Source organism: Pseudomonas sp. RIT778, assembly GCF_019718735.1.
Lineage (GTDB): Bacteria > Pseudomonadota > Gammaproteobacteria > Pseudomonadales > Pseudomonadaceae > Aquipseudomonas > Aquipseudomonas aphyarum.
On record NZ_JAIHBA010000025.1, the window covers coordinates 42,250 to 62,683 of the forward strand.

The 20,434-nt window shown below is 60.9% G+C and carries 15 protein-coding genes, 2 pseudogenes and 1 riboswitch; of the genes and pseudogenes, 7 read left to right on the forward strand and 10 right to left on the reverse strand.

Translation table 11 applies throughout. The annotated features are described in order from the left end of the window. A pseudogene (locus K5E37_RS18220) lies at nt 1-1,874 on the forward strand (calcium-binding protein); the annotation flags it as partial. A 107-nt stretch (nt 1,875-1,981) separates the two neighbouring features. Here K5E37_RS18220 and K5E37_RS18225 read toward each other — a convergent pair. The 5 genes from K5E37_RS18225 to K5E37_RS18245 form a co-directional block, all read right to left on the reverse strand. Further along, nucleotides 1,982-4,717: a LuxR C-terminal-related transcriptional regulator gene (locus tag K5E37_RS18225; RefSeq protein WP_085606940.1), complete on the reverse strand. Its 2,736-nt coding sequence runs from the start codon at nt 4,715-4,717 to the stop codon at nt 1,982-1,984. A gap of 187 nt (nt 4,718-4,904) precedes the next feature. Then, complete coding sequence (locus tag K5E37_RS18230) at nt 4,905-6,269, reverse strand: DUF1329 domain-containing protein (protein ID WP_221534753.1); 1,365 nt, start codon at nt 6,267-6,269, stop codon at nt 4,905-4,907. A 28-nt stretch (nt 6,270-6,297) separates the two neighbouring features. After that, on the reverse strand, nt 6,298-8,187 hold the full coding sequence (locus tag K5E37_RS18235) for a DUF1302 domain-containing protein (RefSeq protein WP_221534755.1): 1,890 nt from the start codon (nt 8,185-8,187) through the stop codon (nt 6,298-6,300). Nucleotides 8,188-8,523: 336 nt separating this feature from the next. Next, complete coding sequence (locus K5E37_RS18240) at nt 8,524-10,206, reverse strand: fatty acid--CoA ligase (RefSeq protein ID WP_221534757.1); 1,683 nt, start codon at nt 10,204-10,206, stop codon at nt 8,524-8,526. A gap of 147 nt (nt 10,207-10,353) precedes the next feature. After that, complete coding sequence (locus K5E37_RS18245) at nt 10,354-11,538, reverse strand: MFS transporter (RefSeq protein ID WP_221534758.1); 1,185 nt, start codon at nt 11,536-11,538, stop codon at nt 10,354-10,356. Between the two features lie 84 nt (nt 11,539-11,622). Between K5E37_RS18245 and K5E37_RS18250 the strand changes: the two genes are divergently transcribed. Continuing rightward, complete coding sequence (locus K5E37_RS18250) at nt 11,623-12,396, forward strand: helix-turn-helix domain-containing protein (RefSeq protein ID WP_221534760.1); 774 nt, start codon at nt 11,623-11,625, stop codon at nt 12,394-12,396. On the opposite strand, the gene K5E37_RS18255 is transcribed toward K5E37_RS18250, so the two are convergent. Continuing rightward, nucleotides 12,380-13,009, reverse strand: coding sequence for a LysE family translocator (locus K5E37_RS18255; protein ID WP_007956831.1), 630 nt, complete (start codon nt 13,007-13,009; stop codon nt 12,380-12,382). The two genes, K5E37_RS18250 and K5E37_RS18255, sit on opposite strands and share 17 nt — an antisense overlap. 91 nt (nt 13,010-13,100) lie before the next feature. Between K5E37_RS18255 and K5E37_RS18260 the strand changes: the two genes are divergently transcribed. From K5E37_RS18260 to K5E37_RS18270, 3 genes are all read left to right on the forward strand, one after another. Next, nucleotides 13,101-14,066: a 2-hydroxyacid dehydrogenase gene (locus K5E37_RS18260; protein WP_221534762.1), complete on the forward strand. Its 966-nt coding sequence runs from the start codon at nt 13,101-13,103 to the stop codon at nt 14,064-14,066. Between the two features lie 33 nt (nt 14,067-14,099). Then, on the forward strand, nt 14,100-15,098 hold the full coding sequence (locus tag K5E37_RS18265) for a class I SAM-dependent methyltransferase (protein WP_127799861.1): 999 nt from the start codon (nt 14,100-14,102) through the stop codon (nt 15,096-15,098). 40 nt (nt 15,099-15,138) lie between these two features. Beyond that, nucleotides 15,139-15,261: riboswitch (yybP-ykoY riboswitch) on the forward strand. Between the two features lie 88 nt (nt 15,262-15,349). Next, on the forward strand, nt 15,350-15,934 hold the full coding sequence (locus K5E37_RS18270; RefSeq protein ID WP_007956837.1) for a TMEM165/GDT1 family protein: 585 nt from the start codon (nt 15,350-15,352) through the stop codon (nt 15,932-15,934). Nucleotides 15,935-15,978: 44 nt separating this feature from the next. Here the strand turns inward: K5E37_RS18270 and K5E37_RS18275 are convergent, their stop codons facing one another. Next, entirely contained in the window at nt 15,979-16,797 is an 819-nt protein-coding gene (locus K5E37_RS18275; RefSeq protein WP_007956847.1) for a M48 family metallopeptidase, read from the reverse strand. A 1,352-nt stretch (nt 16,798-18,149) separates the two neighbouring features. Between K5E37_RS18275 and K5E37_RS29725 the strand changes: the two are divergent. Beyond that, a pseudogene (locus tag K5E37_RS29725) lies at nt 18,150-18,344 on the forward strand (HAMP domain-containing protein); the annotation flags it as partial. A 114-nt stretch (nt 18,345-18,458) separates the two neighbouring features. Continuing rightward, complete coding sequence (locus K5E37_RS29730) at nt 18,459-19,202, forward strand: methyl-accepting chemotaxis protein (RefSeq protein ID WP_371857322.1); 744 nt, start codon at nt 18,459-18,461, stop codon at nt 19,200-19,202. 4 nt (nt 19,203-19,206) lie between these two features. On the opposite strand, the gene K5E37_RS18285 is transcribed toward K5E37_RS29730, so the two are convergent. The 3 genes from K5E37_RS18285 to K5E37_RS18295 are packed head-to-tail and all read right to left on the reverse strand — an operon-like array spanning nt 19,207 to nt 20,319. Then, nucleotides 19,207-19,830 (reverse strand): SOS response-associated peptidase, encoded by a 624-nt coding sequence (locus tag K5E37_RS18285; RefSeq protein ID WP_085606958.1) that lies wholly within the window; start codon nt 19,828-19,830, stop codon nt 19,207-19,209. Between the two features lie 36 nt (nt 19,831-19,866). Further along, nucleotides 19,867-20,127 carry a putative signal transducing protein gene (locus K5E37_RS18290; RefSeq protein WP_011335895.1) on the reverse strand — a complete coding sequence of 87 codons (261 nt, stop codon included), beginning with the start codon at nt 20,125-20,127 and terminating at the stop codon, nt 19,867-19,869. Nucleotides 20,128-20,136: 9 nt separating this feature from the next. Then, complete coding sequence (locus K5E37_RS18295; RefSeq protein ID WP_011335896.1) at nt 20,137-20,319, reverse strand: CPXCG motif-containing cysteine-rich protein; 183 nt, start codon at nt 20,317-20,319, stop codon at nt 20,137-20,139. Between the last annotated feature and the right edge of the window lie 115 nt (nt 20,320-20,434).

The following is a 20,434-nucleotide window of genomic DNA, read 5'->3' on the forward strand; positions in this document are numbered from 1 at the left end:
AGGACAACACCCTGAACGGAATGGCAGGCGCCGACACCATGGACGGCGGCGCGGGCAACGACAGCTACTTCGTCGACAATGTCGGCGATGTCGTCATCGAGCGCGATGCCTCGCCAACCCAGATCGACGCCGTCAACTCGGTGATCGATTACACCCTGGGCGCCAATGTCGAGTGGCTCAACCTGCTGGGCAGCGACAACCTCAACGGCACCGGCAACGCATTGAACAACCGCATCACCGGCAACAGCGGAAACAACATCCTCGACGGCGGCCTGGGTGCCGACTTCATGGCTGGCGGTACCGGCAATGACACCTACATCGTCGACAACGTCAATGACGTCATCAGTGAAACCAGTACCCTGGCGAACGAGATCGATACCGTTCTGTCCTCGATCAACTGGCGACTGGGCGCCAACCTGGAAAACCTGACACTGACCGGCACCAGCGACACCTATGCAATCGGCAATGCCTTGAACAACGTTCTGATCGGCAACGACGGCAACAATGAAATCAACGGGGGTGCCGGCGTCGACACGATGAGTGGTGGCAAGGGTAACGACACCTACGCCGTCGACAATGCGGGCGATATCGTCATCGAAGCGGCGAACGAAGGTTACGATACGGTGCTCAGCTTCGTTAACTACACCTTGAGCGCCAACATCGAAGAAGGCCAGTTGATCGGCAACGCAGCCAGTCTGACCGGCAACAGTCTGGACAACGTGCTCATCGGTAACGCCCAGGACAACACCCTGAACGGAATGGCAGGCGCCGACACCATGGACGGCGGCGCGGGCAACGACAGCTACTTCGTCGACAATGTCGGCGATGTCGTCATCGAGCGCGATGCCTCGCCAACCCAGATCGATGCCGTCAACTCGGTGATCGATTACACCCTGGGCGCCAATGTCGAGTGGCTCAACCTGCTGGGCAGCGACAACCTCAACGGCACCGGCAACGCATTGAACAACCGCATCACCGGCAACAGCGGAAACAACATCCTCGACGGCGGCCTGGGTGCCGACTTCATGGCTGGCGGTACCGGCAATGACACCTACATCGTCGACAACGTCAATGACGTCATCAGTGAAACCAGTACCCTGGCGAACGAAATTGACACGGTCAAATCATCGATCAGCTGGAAACTGGGTGCCAACCTGGAAAACCTGACGCTGACCGGCACCGCGAATACCTATGCAGTCGGTAACGCCTTGAACAACGTTCTGACTGGCAACGACGGTAACAACGAGCTCAATGGCGGCGCGGGTATCGATACAATGATTGGTGGCAAGGGCGACGACTCTTACGCCCTCGATCAAGCAGCCGAACTGACGTTGATTCAGGAAAATGCAGCTGAAGGAAATGACACCCTGATCCTGCTATATCCTTCGACCGCGCAGACAAATGTCGTCGATCTCGGCATAAGCAATCTGCAGAACGTCGAAAATGTCACCCTCTCGGGGGCTGGGACATTCACCCTGCTCGGTAACAGCTTGAACAACACATTAATCGGTAACGACCAGGCCAACATTCTTGACGGTGGCGCCGGTGCCGACACCCTGACCGGTGGGGGCGGAGCGGATACATTTGTATTCAATGCCGTGAATGAAATGGGCTTGGGCGCAAATCGTGACGTCATTACCGACTTCAATCGTTTGCAGGGTGACAAGATTGACCTGACTCACTTCGATGCCAATTTGCTGAGTGCCGGCTTCAATGGCTTCACTTTCATTGGCGCGGACAACTTCACCGGTGCAGGTCAAGTTCGCTTCGTCGATCATGTCCTGTCAGGTAATGTCAGCGGCAACGCCGGTGCGGATTTTGAAATCCAGCTGGTAGGGGTAAACAGTTTCAGCGCGAATGACCTGGTGGCCTGATGCATTCTGTGCCGGCCAGTAACATAAGCCGAACGTAAAAAACACAACGCCCCGACTTGTTCGGGGCGTTGTGTTTTCTGATGTACATCGAAGGGAAATACAAAAAACTAGCCTATCAAACCCAACTCCTTGGCCCGGGCGACGGCTTGAGTCCGCCGTTCCACCCCGAGCTTGCTGTTGATATGACTGGCATGGGTTTTCACGGTATGCAGAGAGATGAACAGTTGCTCGCTGATTTCCTGATTCGAGCAGCCTTGGGCGATCAGACGCAGAACCGCCAGTTCGCGGCTGCTCAACTGTTCAGTGACCGGAGAATCCTGCGCCGTGCGCAAAACTGGCCGCGGGAAATGCTCCAGCAGTTGCTGACCGACAAGGCCCGGCGCATTCAGCGACAATTGCCCGCGCAACCAATCGGCGTGGTCTTTGACCAGAATGTCGAATGGCTGCAACACCCCGCCATTGGCAGCTTCCAATGCCTGGGCCAGGGATTTGCGGGCCTCGGGTTCGCGACCGTTTACCAACAGCAGCGCCACTTTCTGCGTCAACGCCATCACACTCAATAACTGGCGCCCGGTCTGCTGGCCGTTTTCCAGCAACACGTTCAAGCGCCCTTCGGCGAGCATTGGCTGCCCCTGAATGACATCCAGCAGCGCCTGCTGCAATTCGACATGCAACGGCAGCTGCGGATGAAACTCCGGCGGAGCCGCCGCGCGTTCACCGGTGTAGGTCTGGCCCAGTCGTGCCAGCCAGGCTTCGGCCAGATCGATACGCCCCTGAGCCAGCCACAGCTCACATTTGACCAGGGTGATCATCGCCAGGTAGTAGATCGGCGGGACGTCCCAGATGTGCATCAGGCGTTCGGCTTCGGCCAGTTCGGCGAAGGCCTTGGCGAAATCGTCGCTGCTGCCGTCGAGTCGTGCAATCACACAGTGGCCGATCAACACACTGATGTCACGGCAGGCCCGCGCTTCCGTCAGGCCTGCCTGCAATCGCGCCCTTGCCGCCTGCGGCTGCAATCGCATGGCCAGCAGAAACCCCTCATACAGCGTCAGGCGCGCACGCACGGCGTACAAACGCTGTGCGGACAATCCGCGCAAGCGCTCCAGCCCCTGGCGCACTTCATCGAGCGCACGCAGGATTTCGCCGCGCGCCTGCAGGACCCGCGCACGATCGTAATGCGCCAGTGCCTCGAACAAGGGATTGCCGACCCGCTGCGCCAGCTCAAGCGACTCGCGGTTCAGACCTCGTGCGCGCCACAGATCACCGTCGGCGATCGCCAGGTTGGACAAGGTCGACAGGCACATCAGGCGCTGGCCGTAGCGCTTGGCCGGCAGGCTTTCCAGTGCCTCGCTGCAATACTCGATGGTCTGCTCGCGATGGCCTCGCCCACGGGCGATGATGCCCTTGAGCGCCAGCCATTGGGCCAGCATGGATTTCTGTGCGGTGGCCGATGGTGCCGGCAGAAACCGACTCAGATGACTGGCGAGTTCCTCTGCCGCATCGAGCTGACAGGCCAGGCCCAGCGCCCAGCTGTACAACACGATCAGGCGCGGAGTGCTGATCAGCAGGCTGTCGGGCAAGTCCATCTTCCAGCGCAGCAGCATGCCGACGTTCTGCTCGGCCAGCAGTTGCTCCTCGGAGAGGTTCTGTACCAGGTTTGCCGCCACGTCCAGATGCCCAGCCCGCAAAGCCTGTTCCACCGCTTCATCCAGCAACCCCTGCGCATTGAACCAGCGGCAGGCGCGCAGATGCAGCGTCGCGGCCGGCACCAGTGCCCGGGTGATAGGCCGGCTGCGCAACAGGTCGGAAAACAGGTGATGATAACGATACCAGTGCCCGTGCTCGTCCAGCGGCACCAGGAACACCTGATGCGCCAGCAGGAAACGCAGGATTTCCGCGCTGTCATGGGCTTCGCGCACCGCGTCGCACAGTTCGCTGCAAAAGCGCTCCTGCGGTGCGGTGTCATAAAGAAACGCCTGAACCTCGGCAGGCAGGCAATCGATGACTTCTTCCAGCAGGTATTCGCGGATCAGCCCTTCCCCGCCGTTCAACGCTTGCGGCAGGGCCGATTCGGTACCGGCTTCAGCAATCGCCAGCAGCCAGAAACGCAGCCCGGCCACCCAGCCTTCGCTGCGCTGGATCAGGTTTTCCAGCGCTTCACCACGCAGGGAACTGCTGTGACGATCGAGCAGTGCCAGGGCTTCATCGTGGGTCAGGCGCAGATCCTGTTCGTTCAGTTCCAGCAACTGGCGCGACAGCCGCAGACGGGCCAGATGCCAGTCCGGCCTCTGCCGACTGGTGACCATGACCACCAGGCCATCCGGTAAATGATTGAGGAAAAATTGCAGGCAACGGTCGAGCACCGGCCCCTGGGCAAGATGGTAATCATCCAGTACCAACAGCAGCGGAGCCGTCGGTTGCAGATGCAGCGCCAGTTCATCCAGCAGGCCGTCGAGCCATTCTTCGAAGGCAAAGGGCTGGTGGCGCTGACGCATTTTCAGCAGCCCCAATGCCCGGCTGCCCAATTGCGGAAAGTAATCCTGCAAACCTTCGAGAAGACGTTCGAGAAACCGCCCCGGATCGTTGTCCCGCGGGCTCAGCCCCAGCCACAGGCTTTGCCAGTGTGCCGGCAGACTCTGGCAGAACTCCACCGCCAGCGAACTCTTGCCGAACCCGGCCGGGGCGCTGACCAGCAACAGGCGCCCTCCGAGCCCGGCACTCAAGCGCTCGCACAAACGGGGTCGCAGCACGTAGCCGTCGGGCAGCGGCGGACGGAAAAAACGTCCGTCCAGTGCCGCGACGGCAACGCTTGCAGGGCCCGGAAGTGGGGACAGATCAGTCATGGCCGGCTCTTGTTTGTATGGCTGTTGGCGGCGTAGCAGATGCCCGCAGACTAGCCTTAAACGGAGCGGTTATGAAGGTCGTTGCTACAAATGGCTACAAAAAGGCTACGGAAAAAGCGAAAGGCAAAAAAACGCCCCGAACCTGTCGGGGCGTTTTCACGAGGATGCGGCCTCGGTTTACAGGAGCTTAGCGAACACCATCCTGACGCAGGGCGGCTGGAGTGAAGTCGCTGGTGGTGGCGGTGAAGCCGAAGTCATACGCCTGCTTTTCTTCGTTCTTCATGCCCAGTGCCAGATAACGACCGGACTGCAGGTCGTAGAGGGTTTCCAGGGCGTACCACGGCACTTGCTTGTCGTAGTAGTTCTCCGCATGCGCCTCGGCCACTCGCCACAGTTGGCCACGGCCGTCGTAATGGTCAATGACTGCGGCCTGCCAAGTGTCTTCGTCGATGTAGAAATCACGCTTGGCGTAGATGTGACGCTGACCTTCTTTCAACGTCGCCACGACGTGCCAGACGCGGCGCAACTCGTAACGGGCCAGATCCTGGTTGATATGACCGGCCTTGATGATGTCGGCATACTTCAGCTTCGGATCGTCGAGCTTGTAGCTGTCGGAGGCGATGTACATCTCTTTCTTGCCTTCAAGCTTCCAGTCGTAACGGTCCGGTGCACCGTTGAACATGTCCAGGTTGTCGGAGGTACGCAGGCCGTCCGCCGCAGTACCCGGGCCATCATAGGATACTTGCGGAGCGCGACGTACACGACGCTGACCAGCGTTGTAGACCCACGCCGAACGCGGTTCCTTCACCTGGTCGAGGGTTTCGTGCACCAGCAGCACACCACCGGCCAGTCGCGCCGGCGCGGTCACTTTCTGCTTGAAGTAGAACAGGATGTTGCCCGGGTTCGCCGGATCGTAATCCTTCATCTTGTCGCGGAACACGAACTGGTCCTGGAAATACACCAGACTGTAGGAGCCGTTCGGTTGCGGCGTGGCCTGGGTTACCAGACGGGTCACGCTGCCGCCGCGATAGCGGGTGATGTGGTTCCAGATCACTTCGACGCCGGTTTTCGGAATCGGGAACGGCACTGCGGTCTCGAACTTTTCCAGACCGTTGCCGCCGGATACCAAGGTGGTGGTGGTGGCGTTTTTCTTGATGGAAGCAAACACTTCATCCGGCACAGTCGCGCCGCGATGCGACGGATAAACCGGCATCTTGAAGGTTTCCGGATAACGCTTGAACATCGCGTACTGACCCGGCGCGAGCTTGTCCTTGTACTTGTCTACATCCTTTGCAGTGATGGTAAACAGTGGTTGTTCGCTGGCGTACGGATTAGACAGGAAACCACGGGCGTCGACGCTGCCGGCATTCTTCGGCATCGGTTTCCAGGCCGGGATCGAGCCGTCGGCGTTACCGGCCATTTCGGCGCCCATCGGGGTCAGGCTCTTGCCCAGCTTGTCCGCTTCGGCGGCGGGCACCGCCGCCATGACACCGGTCGCCAGCAGCGACAGGCCCAGAACACCGGCGTGGAACAGACTTTTTGTTATTTTCATAAATTCGTTCGTCCTGAAAATGCAGTGCTTAGAAGTTCACGCCGAAGCTGAGCGCCACGAAGTCGCGGTCATCCACGGTGGTGTACTTGCCGTCGAAGAAGTTGGTGTAGGCCAGGCTCGCGGTGTAGGTGTTCTGGTACTCGGCATCGACGCCCAGGCTCACCGCCTTGCGACCTTCTTCGAAGTTGCCGCCAGGGCCTGGCGAGTAGCCGCTGACGTCGTGGGACCACGCCACGTTCGGCTTGAGGTTCACGCCGGCGAACACGTCGTTGTATTCCCAGATGGCGCGACCGCGATAACCCCACGAAGTCGATGTGGTGAAGCCACCATTGGTGCAGTTGCGGCTACGGTTGTTCTGTGGCGAACCAGGGCCTGCACCGTTGATGGTGCTGGCGTTGAGAATGTTGGCACAGGTATTGGTCGTGCCAGTGGCCGGTAACTCGCCAGGCCCGTAGACCGGGTCACGGCCGTAACGGACGTCGGAGGTGCTTTCCAGACCGCCGACATGAGTCACGCCCACTTCACCCACCAGGGTAAGACGGCTGGCGCCCATGACCTGATCGAAGAAGTGCGTAAGCGTGGTCTGGAACTGGGTGATTTCCTTGCGACGATAGCCATGCAGGTCCTGGCCCGGAACACCTGTCAGCAGCGAAGCATTAGTCAGCGCACCGCCCAGTGGACGCACACCGGCGAACAGGATGTCAGTGGAGTTCAACTGCACCGGCGCGTTCGGCCGGTAGCTGAGTTCGCCACTCCACGCCGTACCGGTAGGCAGGGTGGTGGAAAAGCTCAGGCCATAGAGACGGATGTCTTCAGGGTATTCGACAAAGTACTTCGAGTTGCCCGCCACCAGCAGCGGTGCGAGCGCGGCAAACGGCCCTGGCAGCGCGCGCGCTGTGTTGTAGACCGATTGCGGCGCACCGGTGGCGCTGAAGATCGGCGCGCGGCTGTGATAATTCATGAAGTAAGCGCCGAACTCAGTGTCGAGCGGTTCGAACATGTACTTGAGGGAAGCGCCCCACTGGCCGCTGTCGCGTGCATCGCGATCACCGCCACGCTGGACCAGAACGCCCTCCTCATTGACGTTGACGCCGTTGGCCGCCAATGGCCCCAAAGCGATGGCAGGAATGGTCGAACGCTTGTTCAGCACCCGCAGGTTGCTGTCACAGCCGTCGGCAATGATGTCCGGCTGGGAGAAGAAGGTGCCGCAGTTGTCGACGACGGTCTGGTCCCACTCGAGCTGGTAGAAGGCTTCGGCCGACAGGTTGTCGGTCAGGCTCTGGGACACGTAGAACATGTTGACCGGGATCAGGCCTTCCTTGATCTCGGCGCCCGGACGACGGAACGCGGATACGTCGATCGGGTTGATCGAGTTGATGCCGCCGCCGATGAAGGTACTTTCACCCCAGCTCACCACCTGCTTGCCCAGACGCACGGAGCCAGGCTGATCGGCAATCGCGTAGTTGTGGTAGACGAAGGCGTCGAGGATCTGACCGCCGGCGGACTTGGCGCCTTCCTTGCGGTTGCTGTCGCTGATGTCCTTGAACTCGCGGCTCTCGTCTTTCAGTTCGAAGTCGTACCAGTACTTGCCACGGACGAACACGCCGGTGTCGCCGTATTTCAGTTCAAGGTCATGGATGCCCTTGAAGATCTTCGAGAAGGTTTCGCCGCTCTTGAAGTTGGCATGGCCGTCGTCGGAAGTCTGGGACAGACCGTGACCGCCGTTGTTGACGCCGATGAGGTTCTTGTTCGGGCTCTGGGTGGACCAACTGGCACCGATCGACAGGGAGGAGTCGAACTGGCCTTCGATTTCACCGACGTTGAAACTGACGCCGAATGCGGGCCCGGCGAGCGAAGAAGCAAGACTGACGGCCAGAGGCAGCTTTGCCCGGCGCCAGAACTGGTTTACTGAGGTCATCGACGCTACTCCATGTGCATTATTGTTATGGCAGTGAGTACTTTTAAAAACGCCTGAAGGACCGGGCGCCAGAGGCTTCCCGAAATCGCTTCAATGTTGCATCGCCCCGTTTGTGCGTGTGCCCCGTTCTTAAAAATCCTTGAGCGGACTATAGCCAGCAGGTGGTACTGCTTGATCCCTCTAAAGTGTGATTTGCAGCTGCCAACCACTCTGGAACAGTCCTTTCGCCAGTCCGACACATGTCGGCACGGCAAGGATGGCTGAAAATTCGGATTTCACAAGCCAAGCGCTTGCTTGGTGGGTCTGGCGCGCCGTTTTCGGCGCGCCAGAGGACGCTCAGAGCGTCGAGAGGAAGGTGCTGTTGTTGGCCTGCCATTCGGTGATGTCGAGGCGGATGCGCTTCTTGTCGAGCTTGCCGACACTGGTCTTGGGAATTTCAGTAACAAGCGCGATCTGGCTCGGAATCGCCCACTTGCTCAAGTGCCCCAGTTCAACGAACGGCTTGAGATGTTCCTTGAGCTCGCGCGCCCCGATTGCATGCCCTTCGCGGACCACCAGCAAGGCAAACGGACGCTCGCCCCACTGCGGATCGGCGATGCCCACCACTGCTACTTCACGTACCGCCACGTGACGACTGATCAGGTCTTCGAGGTCCAGCGAAGAGATCCACTCGCCGCCGGTCTTGATCACGTCCTTGATCCGGTCGCGGATGTCGATCACGCCCATGCTGTCCAGCGTGGCGACGTCGCCGGTGTGCAGCCAGCCGCCGGCCCACAACTCGGCGCCCTTCTGCGGCTCGTTGAAGTAACCCTCGGTCAGCCATGGAGCGCGCAGCACCAGTTCGCCCTGGGTTTCACCGTCGGCCGGGAGGAAATTGCCCTCGGTATCGACGATGGCCGCTTCGACCAGTGGCCCCGGCACGCCGGCCTTGATCCGGTAGGTGGTGCGCTCGTCTTCGGTGCCCGCCATCAATTCGTCGTTCAGATGCGCGCACGAAACCAGTGGCCCGGTTTCCGACATGCCATACGCGGCCGTCAGTTGAATGCCCTTGCTCTTGGCCGTTTCATACAGCGTGCGATTGAGCGCACTGCCGCCGATGACGATTTTCCAGCCGCCGAAATCGGTGCCTTGCGCGCCCTTGGCGTTGAGCACCATCTGCAGGATGGTCGGCACGCAATGGGAGAACGTGACCTTCTCCTTGCGCCACAGCTCGACCAGGAACTCCGGGTCGTAACGCCCCGGATAAACCTGCTTGAGCCCAAGCATGGTCGCCACGTACGGCAGACCCCACGCATGCACGTGGAACATCGGGGTGATCGGCATGTACACGTCGTTGGTGCCCAGCAGCCGCACGCTGTCGATGGCGCCCATGATGGTCGACACGCCCATGGTGTGCAGCACCAGTTGCCGATGGGTGAAATACACGCCTTTCGGGTTGCCGGTGGTGCCCGTGGTGTAGAACGTGGTGGCAACCGAGTTTTCGTCGAAATCCTGGAAGTCGTACTGCGGACTCGCGGCCGCCAGCAGTTGCTCGTACTCACCCACCAGGTTCGGCAGGTCGGCGGTTTTTACCGGCAGATCGGTCAGCAGCAGGGTTTTCTCCACCGTGGTCAGGTGCGGCGCGATGGCCTGGTACAGCCCGACGAACTCGCTGTTGACCAGCACGAAGCGGTCCTCGGCGTGATTCATGGTGTAGAGAATCTGTTCCGGCGACAGGCGCACGTTGATGGTGTGAATCACCGCGCCGATCATCGGAATCGCAAACATGCACTCCAGGTAGCGATGGCTGTCCCAGTCCATTACCGCCACGGTGTCACCGGCCTTGACCCCGGCCGCCGTCAGCACGTTGGCCAGTCGCGCGACACGTTCGATCAGCGTCGGGTAGCTGTAGCGCAGCTGGTCACGGTAGATGATCTCGCGGGTTTTCTCGTAACGGGCGCCCGACATCAGCAGCCGTTTGATCAGCAGTGGATACTGGTACGCCCCTTCGGCGGGCGGAATAACGCGAGTCTGCAACATAAGAATCCCTTTTCTGACTGCACGGTGTTGGCTTTGGAGTTTCGTACTCTAGAACCCTTATACGTCAGCCAAATCAGCCAAAGGAATGATTTGCAGAGCCGTACAAATGCTAGCTTTGCGCCAGCATTTGCCGGTATTCGTCACCGATCAGGCCGTTTGCCCTACAGCCGCTTCGGAAGGCGTACGTGGGAAAACCACCGCAGCGAGGAAAGTCAAAGCGCCAAAACCCGCGAGAATCAGGTAAAGCCCCACAAAACCATGGCGCGGTTCGACATAAGAAATCAGCGGAATCGCCGTCGCACTGGCACCGAACGATAAACAGTAACGCAAGGCAAACACCCGCGACTGCCATTGCGGCGCAACGAAGTTGGCGACCATCGAATCGTTCACCGTCACCTGGCCAAACACCACGAACATGAACGCCGCCCCGACGGCGATCACCGCCCACCCATCGACATAAGCCAGGGCGAACAGCAACGGCGCCTGGCACAACGTCAGCGCGATAAACGGCCACTTCAGGCTGACGCGATGCAACACCCGGCCGATGCTCAACTGGGCAATCGCACCAAAGGCATAGGCCAGGCTGACCACCACACCGAGGGTTTGCGGCGAAGCGAACAGGTCATGCAAGCGATCCTGAAACAGTTTCGGATAAGTCATGGTGGTGGCGTTGAACACCACCCCGCCGGTGGCCGTGGCCAGGGCCTGCACGCCAAACACCATGAACATCGAAATGCGCTGGCCGCCGGCGCCCTTGAGCGCGGTGTGCGAGCGCTTGGGAATCGGTTCTTCGCGCACCTGCAAAGCAAAACCGATCCCCAGCACAATCGCCACCGCACCCGGGATCAGGAATGCCGAACGCCAGCCGAACTGCGCCACCAGCAGCCCGGTGATCAGTGCCGAGAACGCCACCCCGAGGTTGCCCCACATGCCGTTGATACCGATCTCGCGCCCGCGATTCTGCGCATAGGCCACCAGCATCGCCGTGCCGACCGGGTGATAGATCGCGGCAAAAATGCCGATCAGGGTCAGGCCGATGACCAGCATCGTCGGGCTGTTACTGAGACCGGTGAAGATCGCCGAGGCACCGATGCCGAAGAAAAACACCAGCATCATCTGCCGCCGGCTCCAGTGGTCCCCCAGCCAGCCGGCCGGTAGCGAACACGCGCCGAACGCGATGAAGCCGCCCAGCGACAGGCCGATCAGCGCGGCATAGTCGAGGGCGAAGGCCTGGGTCATGCCGAGCACGGCGGCGGGGAAAATCAGCATGAACATGTGATCGATCACATGGGCGGCGTTGATGTAGCGAATGACGTTTCTGGACTGGTTCATGACGGCACGCTTTACGTTGTAGTGAGCGCTCATGCTAAGTTGGCCGGAAAGCGCATTCCTGCCAACCAAGTCATCGAATCCGACATGTTGATCAGCCATTTCGAACACGGACCGGTCAGTGCCTATCCCCGGGACTATCTGGACGGCTCGCACCAGCCGCTGCACCTGCACCGCGAGGCGCAATTGCTTTATGCAGTGAGCGGGGTGATGCGGGTGGTGACGGCGCAAGGTGCCTGGGTGCTTCCGCCGAGTCGCGCGGTGTGGATTCCGCCCGAAGTCGCCCACGAGATTTTCATGTCCGGCGATGTGCAGATGCGTTCATTGTTCATCGCCCCCGAACTGGCGCCGGCCAGCCTGCACAACTGTTGTGTGCTGGCGGTCACGCCATTGCTGCGCGAGCTGATCCTGCGTGCGGTGCAGGGCCCGCCGCATGCCGACAATCCGCTGATCCAGCAACTGATGCTGGAAGAACTCGCCAGCCTCGAAAACCTGCCACTGCACATCCCGATGCCCACTGACCGGCGCCTGCAAGGCATTTGCCTGGCACTGTTACGCACGCCGGATCATCCCAACACCCTGGAAGACTGGGCGCAGCAGGTCGGCGCCAGCTCACGCACGTTGGCGCGGCTGTTCCAGCAACAACTGAAGATGAATTTCAATGCCTGGCGCCAGCAACTGCGCCTGATGGAAGCCCTGCCCCGCCTGCTCGCCGGGGACAGCGTGCAGAGCGTGGCGCGGGATCTGGGTTACGGCAGCGCGCGGGCGTTCAGCGCGATGTTTCGCCGCTTGCTCGGGGACAATCCCCGGGAATACCTCAACGCCCTGAATCAGCTTCGCTCGATCAATGCATCTCGGTGAACGCGAGTTTCACGCCGATGGCGATCAGCACCGCGCCCATGGTGCGGTCGAACCAGTGGCCCATGCGGGCGAAACCGGCGCGCACGCGCTGCTGGCTGAACAGCATGGCCACCAGACAGAACCAGGTGGCGGTCGCGACGGCGAGATAAATGCCGTAACCGGCCTGAACTGTCAGCGGGGTGTGCGGGTTGATCACCACGGTGAACAGCGACAGGAAGAACAGCGTGGCTTTCGGGTTCAGGCCATTGGTCACGAAACCCGAGGTGAAGGCGCCACGTGCGGTGCGCTCACCGGCCTCTTTGTGCAGATCATCGGTCACGGTTTTCGCCGGTTGCGCACGCAGGGCCTTGAAGCCGATGTACAGCAGGTACGCGGCGGCCGCCCATTTCAGGGCGTTGAACAGCACAATCGATTGGGAAACGATCAGCCCGATCCCCAGCAGCGAATAACCGACGTGCAGGAAAATCGCCGTGCCCACGCCCAACGCGGTCCAAGTCCCGGCGCGTCGACCATGTGTCACGCTTTCGCGTACCACCACGGCGAAATCAGGACCGGGGCTGGCGACGGCCAACAGGTGGATCAGGGCAACGGTCAAGAATTCGGTCCAGTACATGGGGGCTCCTTTCGGCCAAGCGTAACGAGTTGTTTCATCTGGTAGGCTCGGCAGATTACGCCTTCCCTTCAAAGCACAACAGGTACAGTTGATGACGAACGCCCACCGCGCCGTATTCCTCGATCACCCGTCGCTGGATCTTGGCGATCTCGATCTGAGCCCTTTGCGTGACTGCTTCAGCGATCTGCAACTGTTCGCCCAGACGTTGCCTGCGCAAGTGAGCGAGCGCCTGCAAGGGGCGACCGTGGCGATCAGCAACAAGATCCTGATCGACGCCGCCGCCATGGCCGCCAACCCACAGCTGAAGCTGATCCTGATCACCGCCACCGGCACCAACAACGTCGATCTGGCCGCCGCCCGCGCCCACGGCATCACGGTGTGCAACTGCCAGGGTTACGGCACGCCGTCAGTGGCGCAGCACACGATCATGCTGCTGCTCAATCTCGCCACGCGTCTGGCCGACTATCAAAAAGCCGTTGGTGAAGGCCGCTGGCAGCAGGCGAAACAGTTCTGCCTGCTGGATTACCCGATTGTCGAACTGGAAGGCAAAACCCTTGGTTTGCTCGGTCATGGCGAACTCGGCGGGGCAGTCGCGCGACTGGCCGAAGCCTTTGGCATGCGCGTGTTGCTGGGGCAGATTCCGGGGCGCCCGGCCCGTCCGGATCGTCTGCCGCTGGAGGATCTGTTGCCGCAGATCGACGCCCTCACCCTGCACTGCCCGCTCAACGAACACACCCGGCATTTCATCGGCGCCCGCGAACTCGCCTCGATGAAACCCGGCGCGTTTGTGGTCAACACCGCCCGGGGCGGGCTGATTGACGAACAGGCCCTGGCCGACGCCTTGCGCAGCGGTCATCTGGGCGGCGCGGCCACCGATGTGCTGAGCGTCGAGCCGCCGACCAACGGCAATCCGCTGCTCGCCGCCAACATTCCGCGCCTGATCGTCACCCCGCACAACGCCTGGGGCAGCCGCGAAGCGCGGCAGCGAATCGTTGGCCAACTGGTCGAAAACACCCAGGCGTTCTACAGCGGTAAGGCGCTGCGGGTCGTCAGTTGATAAACTGCGGCACTTTTTTTCACAGGAGCAGTTATGGATCCGCGCAGTGAAGTACTGCTTCGTCAGGCCGAGTTATTCCAGGGGTCGGTGTTGCTGGCCGGTTTGCCTGCCGATGATCTGCTCGGGCGCCTGCCCGATGCGTTTGGCTGGTGCTGGCACGCCGGCGATCAGGCCGCACTCGAAGCGCGTTTCGAAGGGCGCAGCCATTTTGGCGTGAACGTGCCGGAGCGCGAATTCACCAACGCCGTGGTGTTCCTGCCCAAGGCCAAGGACCTGACCGATTACATCCTCAACGCCGTGGCTTCGCGCCTGGCCGGGCGTGAGGTGTATCTGGTCGGGGAAAAACGCAGCGGTATCGAAGGCGCGTCCAAACAGCTCAACCCGTTCGGCAAGCCGCGCAAGCTCGACAGCGCGCGCCATTGCCAGCTGTGGCAAGTGACCGTGGCCAACGCTCCCGAAGCCAAACCGCTGGAAAGCTTGGCTCAGACCTACGAACTGCCGCTGGCCGAAGGCCCGTTGAAAGTCATCAGCCTGCCGGGCGTGTTCAGCCATGGCCGACTGGATCGTGGCAGCGCCCTGCTGCTGGAACACCTGGACAAACTGCCGAGCGGTCATTTGCTGGACTTCGGTTGCGGCGCCGGTGTGCTTGGCGCGGCGGTCAAGCGTCGTTACCCGCACAATCAGGTCACGTTGCTCGACGTTGATGCCTTCGCTGCCGCCAGTAGCCGTTTGACCCTGGCCGCCAACGGTCTGGAAGCCGAGGTGCTGACCGGTGACGGCATCGACGCCGCGCCGATGGGTTTGAACGCGATTCTGAGCAACCCGCCGTTCCATGTCGGCGTGCACACCGATTATTTCGCCACCGAGAACTTGCTGCGAAAAGCAGCAAAACATCTGAAAAACGGCGGCGAACTGCGTTTGGTTGCGAACAGCTTCCTGAAGTATCAACCGCTGATCGAAGAGCATCTCGGGGTCTGCGCGATCAAGGCCGAAGGCAACGGTTTCCGGATTTACCGGGCCAAGCGCGGCTGAAAATTAGCACTTGCCGAATGGATTCTGCCTAGGCAGAATCCGCTCCGTCCTAGGGGAGTAGTCTCCCACGAGCGCCAAGCTCGTCCGGCATACGTCAACATACTTGATCCTCAGATCATGGCGTATGCGACCCAAGCGTCCGCACCAGACGGATCGCAGGGTTTGACAAGACCTATGACACGCACACCTTACCCGGGGCGGGAAGGCTGTACGTGTCATAGCCGTGTCGACCCGCCCCTTAGGAAATCCTGATGCTGGACTCGTTACTCGTTCCCACCGCAATCGTTGCCTTGGCCGAAATCGGCGACAAGACGCAACTGCTCGCGCTGATTCTCGCCGCTCGCTTCCGCAAACCCTGGCCGATCATCGCCGGTATCGTGGCTGCGACCCTGGCCAACCACGCGGCAGCCGGTGCGGTCGGCGCCTGGTTCGGCAGCTTCTTCTCCGATTCGGTCCTGCACTGGATTCTCGCCGCGAGCTTTGCCGCCACCGCCCTGTGGACGCTGGTGCCGGACAAGATGGACGACGATGAAGCCAGCACCGCCCGCAAGTTCGGGCCATTCCTGACCACCCTGATTGCGTTCTTCCTCGCGGAAATCGGTGACAAGACCCAGATCGCTACCGTAATGCTGGCGGCGCAATACCCGGAGCTGTGGCTGGTAATCATCGGTACGACGGCGGGCATGCTGATCGCCAACGTGCCGGTGGTACTGGCGGGGAATTTCGCAGCAGAGAAACTGCCGCTGACCCTGATCCGTCGACTGGCCGCCTCGGCGTTCCTGATCCTGGCGATCGTCGCGGTGTACAAGGCGATGCAGAGCAGCGGCTGGGTTTGATCCGGCAGATCGCTCCCGCACCGAGTGCGGGAGCGATCATGGTTTCAGGACTTGGGCGCTTTCTCGTAAAGCGGCATGACCTTCGGAATCGCCGCCTGCAAGGCAGCCGTGCGGCTGCTGGAAGACGGGTGAGTGCTCATGAACTCCGGCGGCGCGCCTTCAGAGGCCTTGCTCATCTTCTCCCACAAAGTGATGGCGGCGTTCGGGTTGTACCCGGCACGCGCGGCCAGTTCCAGACCGATCAGGTCGGCCTCGTTCTCGTTGGCGCGGCTGTTGGGCAGCGTCATGCCGTAGTTGGCCACGGTGTCGGCCAGCGCCAGGCTGTCCTGCCCCAGGCCGAGCAACGCACCGGCGCCCTGCTTGGCCATTTCGATGCCATAGGCCTTGGACATGGCTTCACGTCCGTGCTCGCGCAAGGCGTGGGCGATTTCATGGCCCATGACCGCGGCGATTTCATCGTCGGTGAGTTTCAGGCTGTCGATCAGCCCGGTGTAGAAAATGATCTTGCCGCCAGGACCGCAGTTGGCGTTGAGCTCGTCGCTCTTGATCAGGTTCACTTCCCATTTCCACTGCGCCGAATCCGGACGGAAATTCGGTGCCTGGGCGATCAGCCGGTTGGCGATGGCCTGAATCCGTTTGGCGTCATTGCTGGTTTTGTCCAGCACGCCTTTGCTGGACGCCTCGCCCACGGTCTTCTGATAGGACTGGGCATACATCTGGTCGACCTCTTGCGAGGACAGCATGCTGAACATGTACTGCTTGCGCTCCACGCCCACGGCACCGCCGCTGGTGGTGTTGACCGACTGACAACCGGCCAGCAACAGCGCCGCGCTCAGTGCACTTACAACCAATGTCTTGTTCATTCAAAAGCTCCCTGAAAACCTGCCGCGTATCCTAGGCGGGTAATTGTATCGACGCCAGATACAACGGACGTGTTGCACCTGTTTTCAGAACACGCCCGCCAGCCCTGCAGGAAAAAATTCACATCCACCGCCACGCCCGCTGCAACTGCGTCGCGCACTGATCCATTTGCGACATTGCGCTGCAATTACTCCCTCTATACCTCATGGCGCAATAGTGGCTGCCGATACAGCAGCGCAGACGTCCTCTCGCGTGCGGAGCTCCCATGAAGTTCAAGTCGATCCAGTTTTCCGTGGCCGCCCTGGCCGGCGCCATCGTACTCAGCGTAGTCGCCGCGCTGGTGCTGTACGCGCTGTTCTCCGGTGCCCGCACCCAGGAGATGGTCCAGCAACGGACCCAGGCCCAGTTCGAGCAAGTCATCGAACAGCGCCTGACATCGCTGGCGCAGACCCAGGTCAGCCAGATCCAGCGCGAACTGGAAGCACCGTTGCTGATTGCCGGCGGCCTGGTACGCGTCAACGCCCTGCTCGGCACGCCGGGCGCCGATGGCCAGCCGCGACTGACCGTCAGCCGTGAGCAACTGATCAGCCTGATCAAGGAAAACGTCGAGAAGAACCCGAAGATTCTCGGCACCTACATCGGCTGGGAAAAGAACGCACTGGACCACAACGATTCGGCCTACGTCGGCACCAGTGTGGTCGGCATCGACGCCGCCAACGGGCGTTTCCTGCCGTGGTGGTTCCGCAACGACGACGGCACCCTCGGTCTGGACAAACTGGTAGACGTCGACGACCAGAAAGTCCTGTCCACCGGCGTGCGCGCCAGCGAGTACTACCTGTGCTCGAAAGAAACCAAAAAATCCTGCGTGATCGATCCCGCCCCGTACAAGGTCGGCGACAAGATCGTCATGCTCGCCTCCTTTATCGAACCGATCATGCTCAACGGCGCCTTCCAGGGCATCGTCGGCGCCGACCTGTCGGTGAACTTCATCCAGGACATGCTTCTGGGCGCCAACCAGAAGCTGTACAGCGGCGCCGGGCAAATGGCCCTGATCGGCGGCAACGGCCGGATCGTCGCCTACACCAAAGACCCGAGCAAATTCGGCGAGAAAGTCAGCGACATCCTCGACGCCCAGCAGATTGCCAACATGGCCAATCTCAAGCGCGGCGAAGTGACCTACACCGTCAATAAAGAGCAAGGCCGGATCGAGTTGTACCTGCCGTTCGGCATCGGCCAGACCGACGCGCGCTGGACACTGATGCTGCAACTGCCGCTCGACGCGGTGATGGCCGACCTGCAAAAGCTCCAAGGCGACCTCGACGCCCAGCGCAAATCCGACACCTTCGGCATGGCCATGGTCGGCCTGATCATTGCCGGCCTCGGCCTGCTGGTGATCTGGCTGGTGGGCCACGGCATCGCCCGCCCGCTCAAACAGATGGTGACCATGCTCGATGACATCGCCCAGGGCGAAGGTGACCTGACCCGTCGTTTGACCAGTGATCGCAAAGACGAACTCGGTTCAATCGCCAAAGGTTTCAATACCTTCCTCGCCAAATTGCAGGGGATGATCACGCAGGTGGTGTCGTCGGTACAAAGCGTCAGCGACTCCTCGGAGCACACGGCGGACATCGCGATCCGTACCAATATCGGCATTCAGAAACAAATGGCCGAGATTGATCAGGTGGCAACCGCCGTGCAGGAAATGACCGCCACCGCGCAAGACGTGGCGCGTAACGCGACCCAGGCAGCACAAGCGGCCAGCCACGCCGATCAGGCGGCTAGTCAGGGCATGCAAATCGTGCGCGATACGTCCAATTCGATCGGCGTGCTGGCCGTGGAAATCGGCAAGGCCGTGGACGTTGTTCAGACCCTGGCCAAGGACAGCGAAAACATCAACGCGATCCTCATCGCCATTCGCGGGATCGCCGAGCAGACCAACCTGCTGGCCCTCAACGCGGCGATTGAAGCTGCCCGCGCTGGTGAACAAGGACGTGGTTTTGCGGTGGTGGCCGACGAGGTGCGCAACCTGGCGCAGAAAACCCAGAAGGCCACCGAAGAAATCCAGAGCATGATCCAGCAACTGCAACAGGGCACCCGCGACGTGGTGCGGGTCATGGAGGACAGCCAGAATCGTACCGACGAAAGCGTGCAGCACGCGGCCAAGGCAGCGGAGGCGCTGGAGACCATTACTCAGGCGGTATCGGTGATCAACGACATGAACACCCAGATCGCCAGCGCCGCCGAAGAACAGAGCGCGGTGGCCGACGACATCAACCGCAACGTGATCAACATTGGTCAGGTGGCGAATGAAGTGGCCGGTGGTGCGGATGAGTCGAGTTCGGCGAGTGCGGATCTGACCAAACTGGCGGAGCAACAGCGGCGGTTGATCAATCAGTTCAAGGTCTGACCGATCAGGCCGGAGTCAGGCACTCCGGCCCGTTGAGCTTCGGATCATTGACCAGGTTCGCCAGCACCCGCTCGCGCAAGGCGGCGGGTTCGCTGGCGAGCAGGCCTTGCAGAACATGCATCGGCGTTTCAGGATCAAGCCACGCCGCCTGCCCCGCCTCATCGAGAATCAAAGGCCGGCGCTGACTGGCCGCCGACTGAGTGATCACCGCCGTGCTTAGCCACACCTGTTCCTGCACCGGATACGCTTCCCAGATCGCCGCAAAAAACAACGAAGCACCTTCCCCCGGTGTCAGCCAGTACGGCCGCTTGCGCACGTTGCCGCGCCACTCGTAGAAACCGTTGGCCGGCAGCAGGCAACGGCGCAGGCGCAGGGCTTCGCGAAACATCGGCTGTTCGGCGACGGTTTCAGCCCGGGCGTGGGCCGGCGTGCGCGACATGTCGGTCAGCCATGGCGGTGTCAGCCCCCAACGGGCACGGGCCAGCGTGCGCTGGCCGTCGGGTTCGGCGCGCAGCATCAATACCGAATCGTTGGGGGAAATGTTCCACTGCGCCTGCTGATCGGCAGGAAAACCGGGCAGGTTCGCGAAATCGCGGTTCCAGCGAAACAGGGCATAACGTCCACACATGGGGCAGCACGACTCACAAATAAAACGAACGCCAGCCTAACAGACCAGCGTCCCGGGATAGCTGTCCGGTTCATCGCCGGGCAGCGGCAGCGCGGCATTGTACGCACTGATCAGCTCGCGGGCGTATTCGGCCTGGTCGTTATCGACCGACAGGCCCAGCAGACCGAAGATCGGCAACTCCCCCGTGCCGCCCAGCAGATCGCGCCCGACCAGATGCGCCTCGATGCCTTCGCTGGCGAGCATGCCCTTGAGCATTTCGCCTTCCATCAGGTTTTCCGGCTCGTAGATTCGCTGCATGGGCGCGCCTCACTCGTTTTCGCTGAAGACTTCCAGAAACCAATCCTCTCCGTGGACCTGCAACACAAAGGTGATCGGCCGACAGCACACCTGACAGTCTTCAATATAGGTCTGGTCGCCAGCGGAGAGATCCACGGTCGTCTCGACCTCTTCACCACAATACGGACATTCATATACTGCGCTTTCCAGCATCGCGGTCTCCCGGGTGACTTGTGCGTATAATCGCCGGTCTATTTGCAGGGCTATTTTTGTCTGGCTACTTTTTCAGACCGTGCCCCGTTGGTTTTCGATCAAAACCTTTACTTAC

What these genes read in the sequence shown, in the direction of transcription:
- K5E37_RS18230 (WP_221534753.1), bottom strand. Translation starts at nt 6,269, where the DNA reads ATGAAAATAACAAAAAGTCTGTTCCACGCCGGTGTTCTGGGCCTGTCG.
- K5E37_RS18240 (WP_221534757.1), bottom strand. Translation starts at nt 10,206, where the DNA reads ATGTTGCAGACTCGCGTTATTCCGCCCGCCGAAGGGGCGTACCAGTAT.
- K5E37_RS29730 (WP_371857322.1), top strand. Translation starts at nt 18,459, where the DNA reads ATGGCCGAGATTGATCAGGTGGCAACCGCCGTGCAGGAAATGACCGCC.
- K5E37_RS18245 (WP_221534758.1), bottom strand. Translation starts at nt 11,538, where the DNA reads ATGAACCAGTCCAGAAACGTCATTCGCTACATCAACGCCGCCCATGTG.
- K5E37_RS18285 (WP_085606958.1), bottom strand. Translation starts at nt 19,830, where the DNA reads ATGTGTGGACGTTATGCCCTGTTTCGCTGGAACCGCGATTTCGCGAAC.
- K5E37_RS18255 (WP_007956831.1), bottom strand. Translation starts at nt 13,009, where the DNA reads ATGTACTGGACCGAATTCTTGACCGTTGCCCTGATCCACCTGTTGGCC.
- K5E37_RS18265 (WP_127799861.1), top strand. Translation starts at nt 14,100, where the DNA reads ATGGATCCGCGCAGTGAAGTACTGCTTCGTCAGGCCGAGTTATTCCAG.
- K5E37_RS18250 (WP_221534760.1), top strand. Translation starts at nt 11,623, where the DNA reads ATGTTGATCAGCCATTTCGAACACGGACCGGTCAGTGCCTATCCCCGG.
- K5E37_RS18290 (WP_011335895.1), bottom strand. Translation starts at nt 20,127, where the DNA reads ATGCAGCGAATCTACGAGCCGGAAAACCTGATGGAAGGCGAAATGCTC.
- K5E37_RS18295 (WP_011335896.1), bottom strand. Translation starts at nt 20,319, where the DNA reads ATGCTGGAAAGCGCAGTATATGAATGTCCGTATTGTGGTGAAGAGGTC.
- K5E37_RS18270 (WP_007956837.1), top strand. Translation starts at nt 15,350, where the DNA reads ATGCTGGACTCGTTACTCGTTCCCACCGCAATCGTTGCCTTGGCCGAA.
- K5E37_RS18225 (WP_085606940.1), bottom strand. Translation starts at nt 4,717, where the DNA reads ATGACTGATCTGTCCCCACTTCCGGGCCCTGCAAGCGTTGCCGTCGCG.
- K5E37_RS18275 (WP_007956847.1), bottom strand. Translation starts at nt 16,797, where the DNA reads ATGAACAAGACATTGGTTGTAAGTGCACTGAGCGCGGCGCTGTTGCTG.
- K5E37_RS18260 (WP_221534762.1), top strand. Translation starts at nt 13,101, where the DNA reads ATGACGAACGCCCACCGCGCCGTATTCCTCGATCACCCGTCGCTGGAT.
- K5E37_RS18235 (WP_221534755.1), bottom strand. Translation starts at nt 8,187, where the DNA reads ATGACCTCAGTAAACCAGTTCTGGCGCCGGGCAAAGCTGCCTCTGGCC.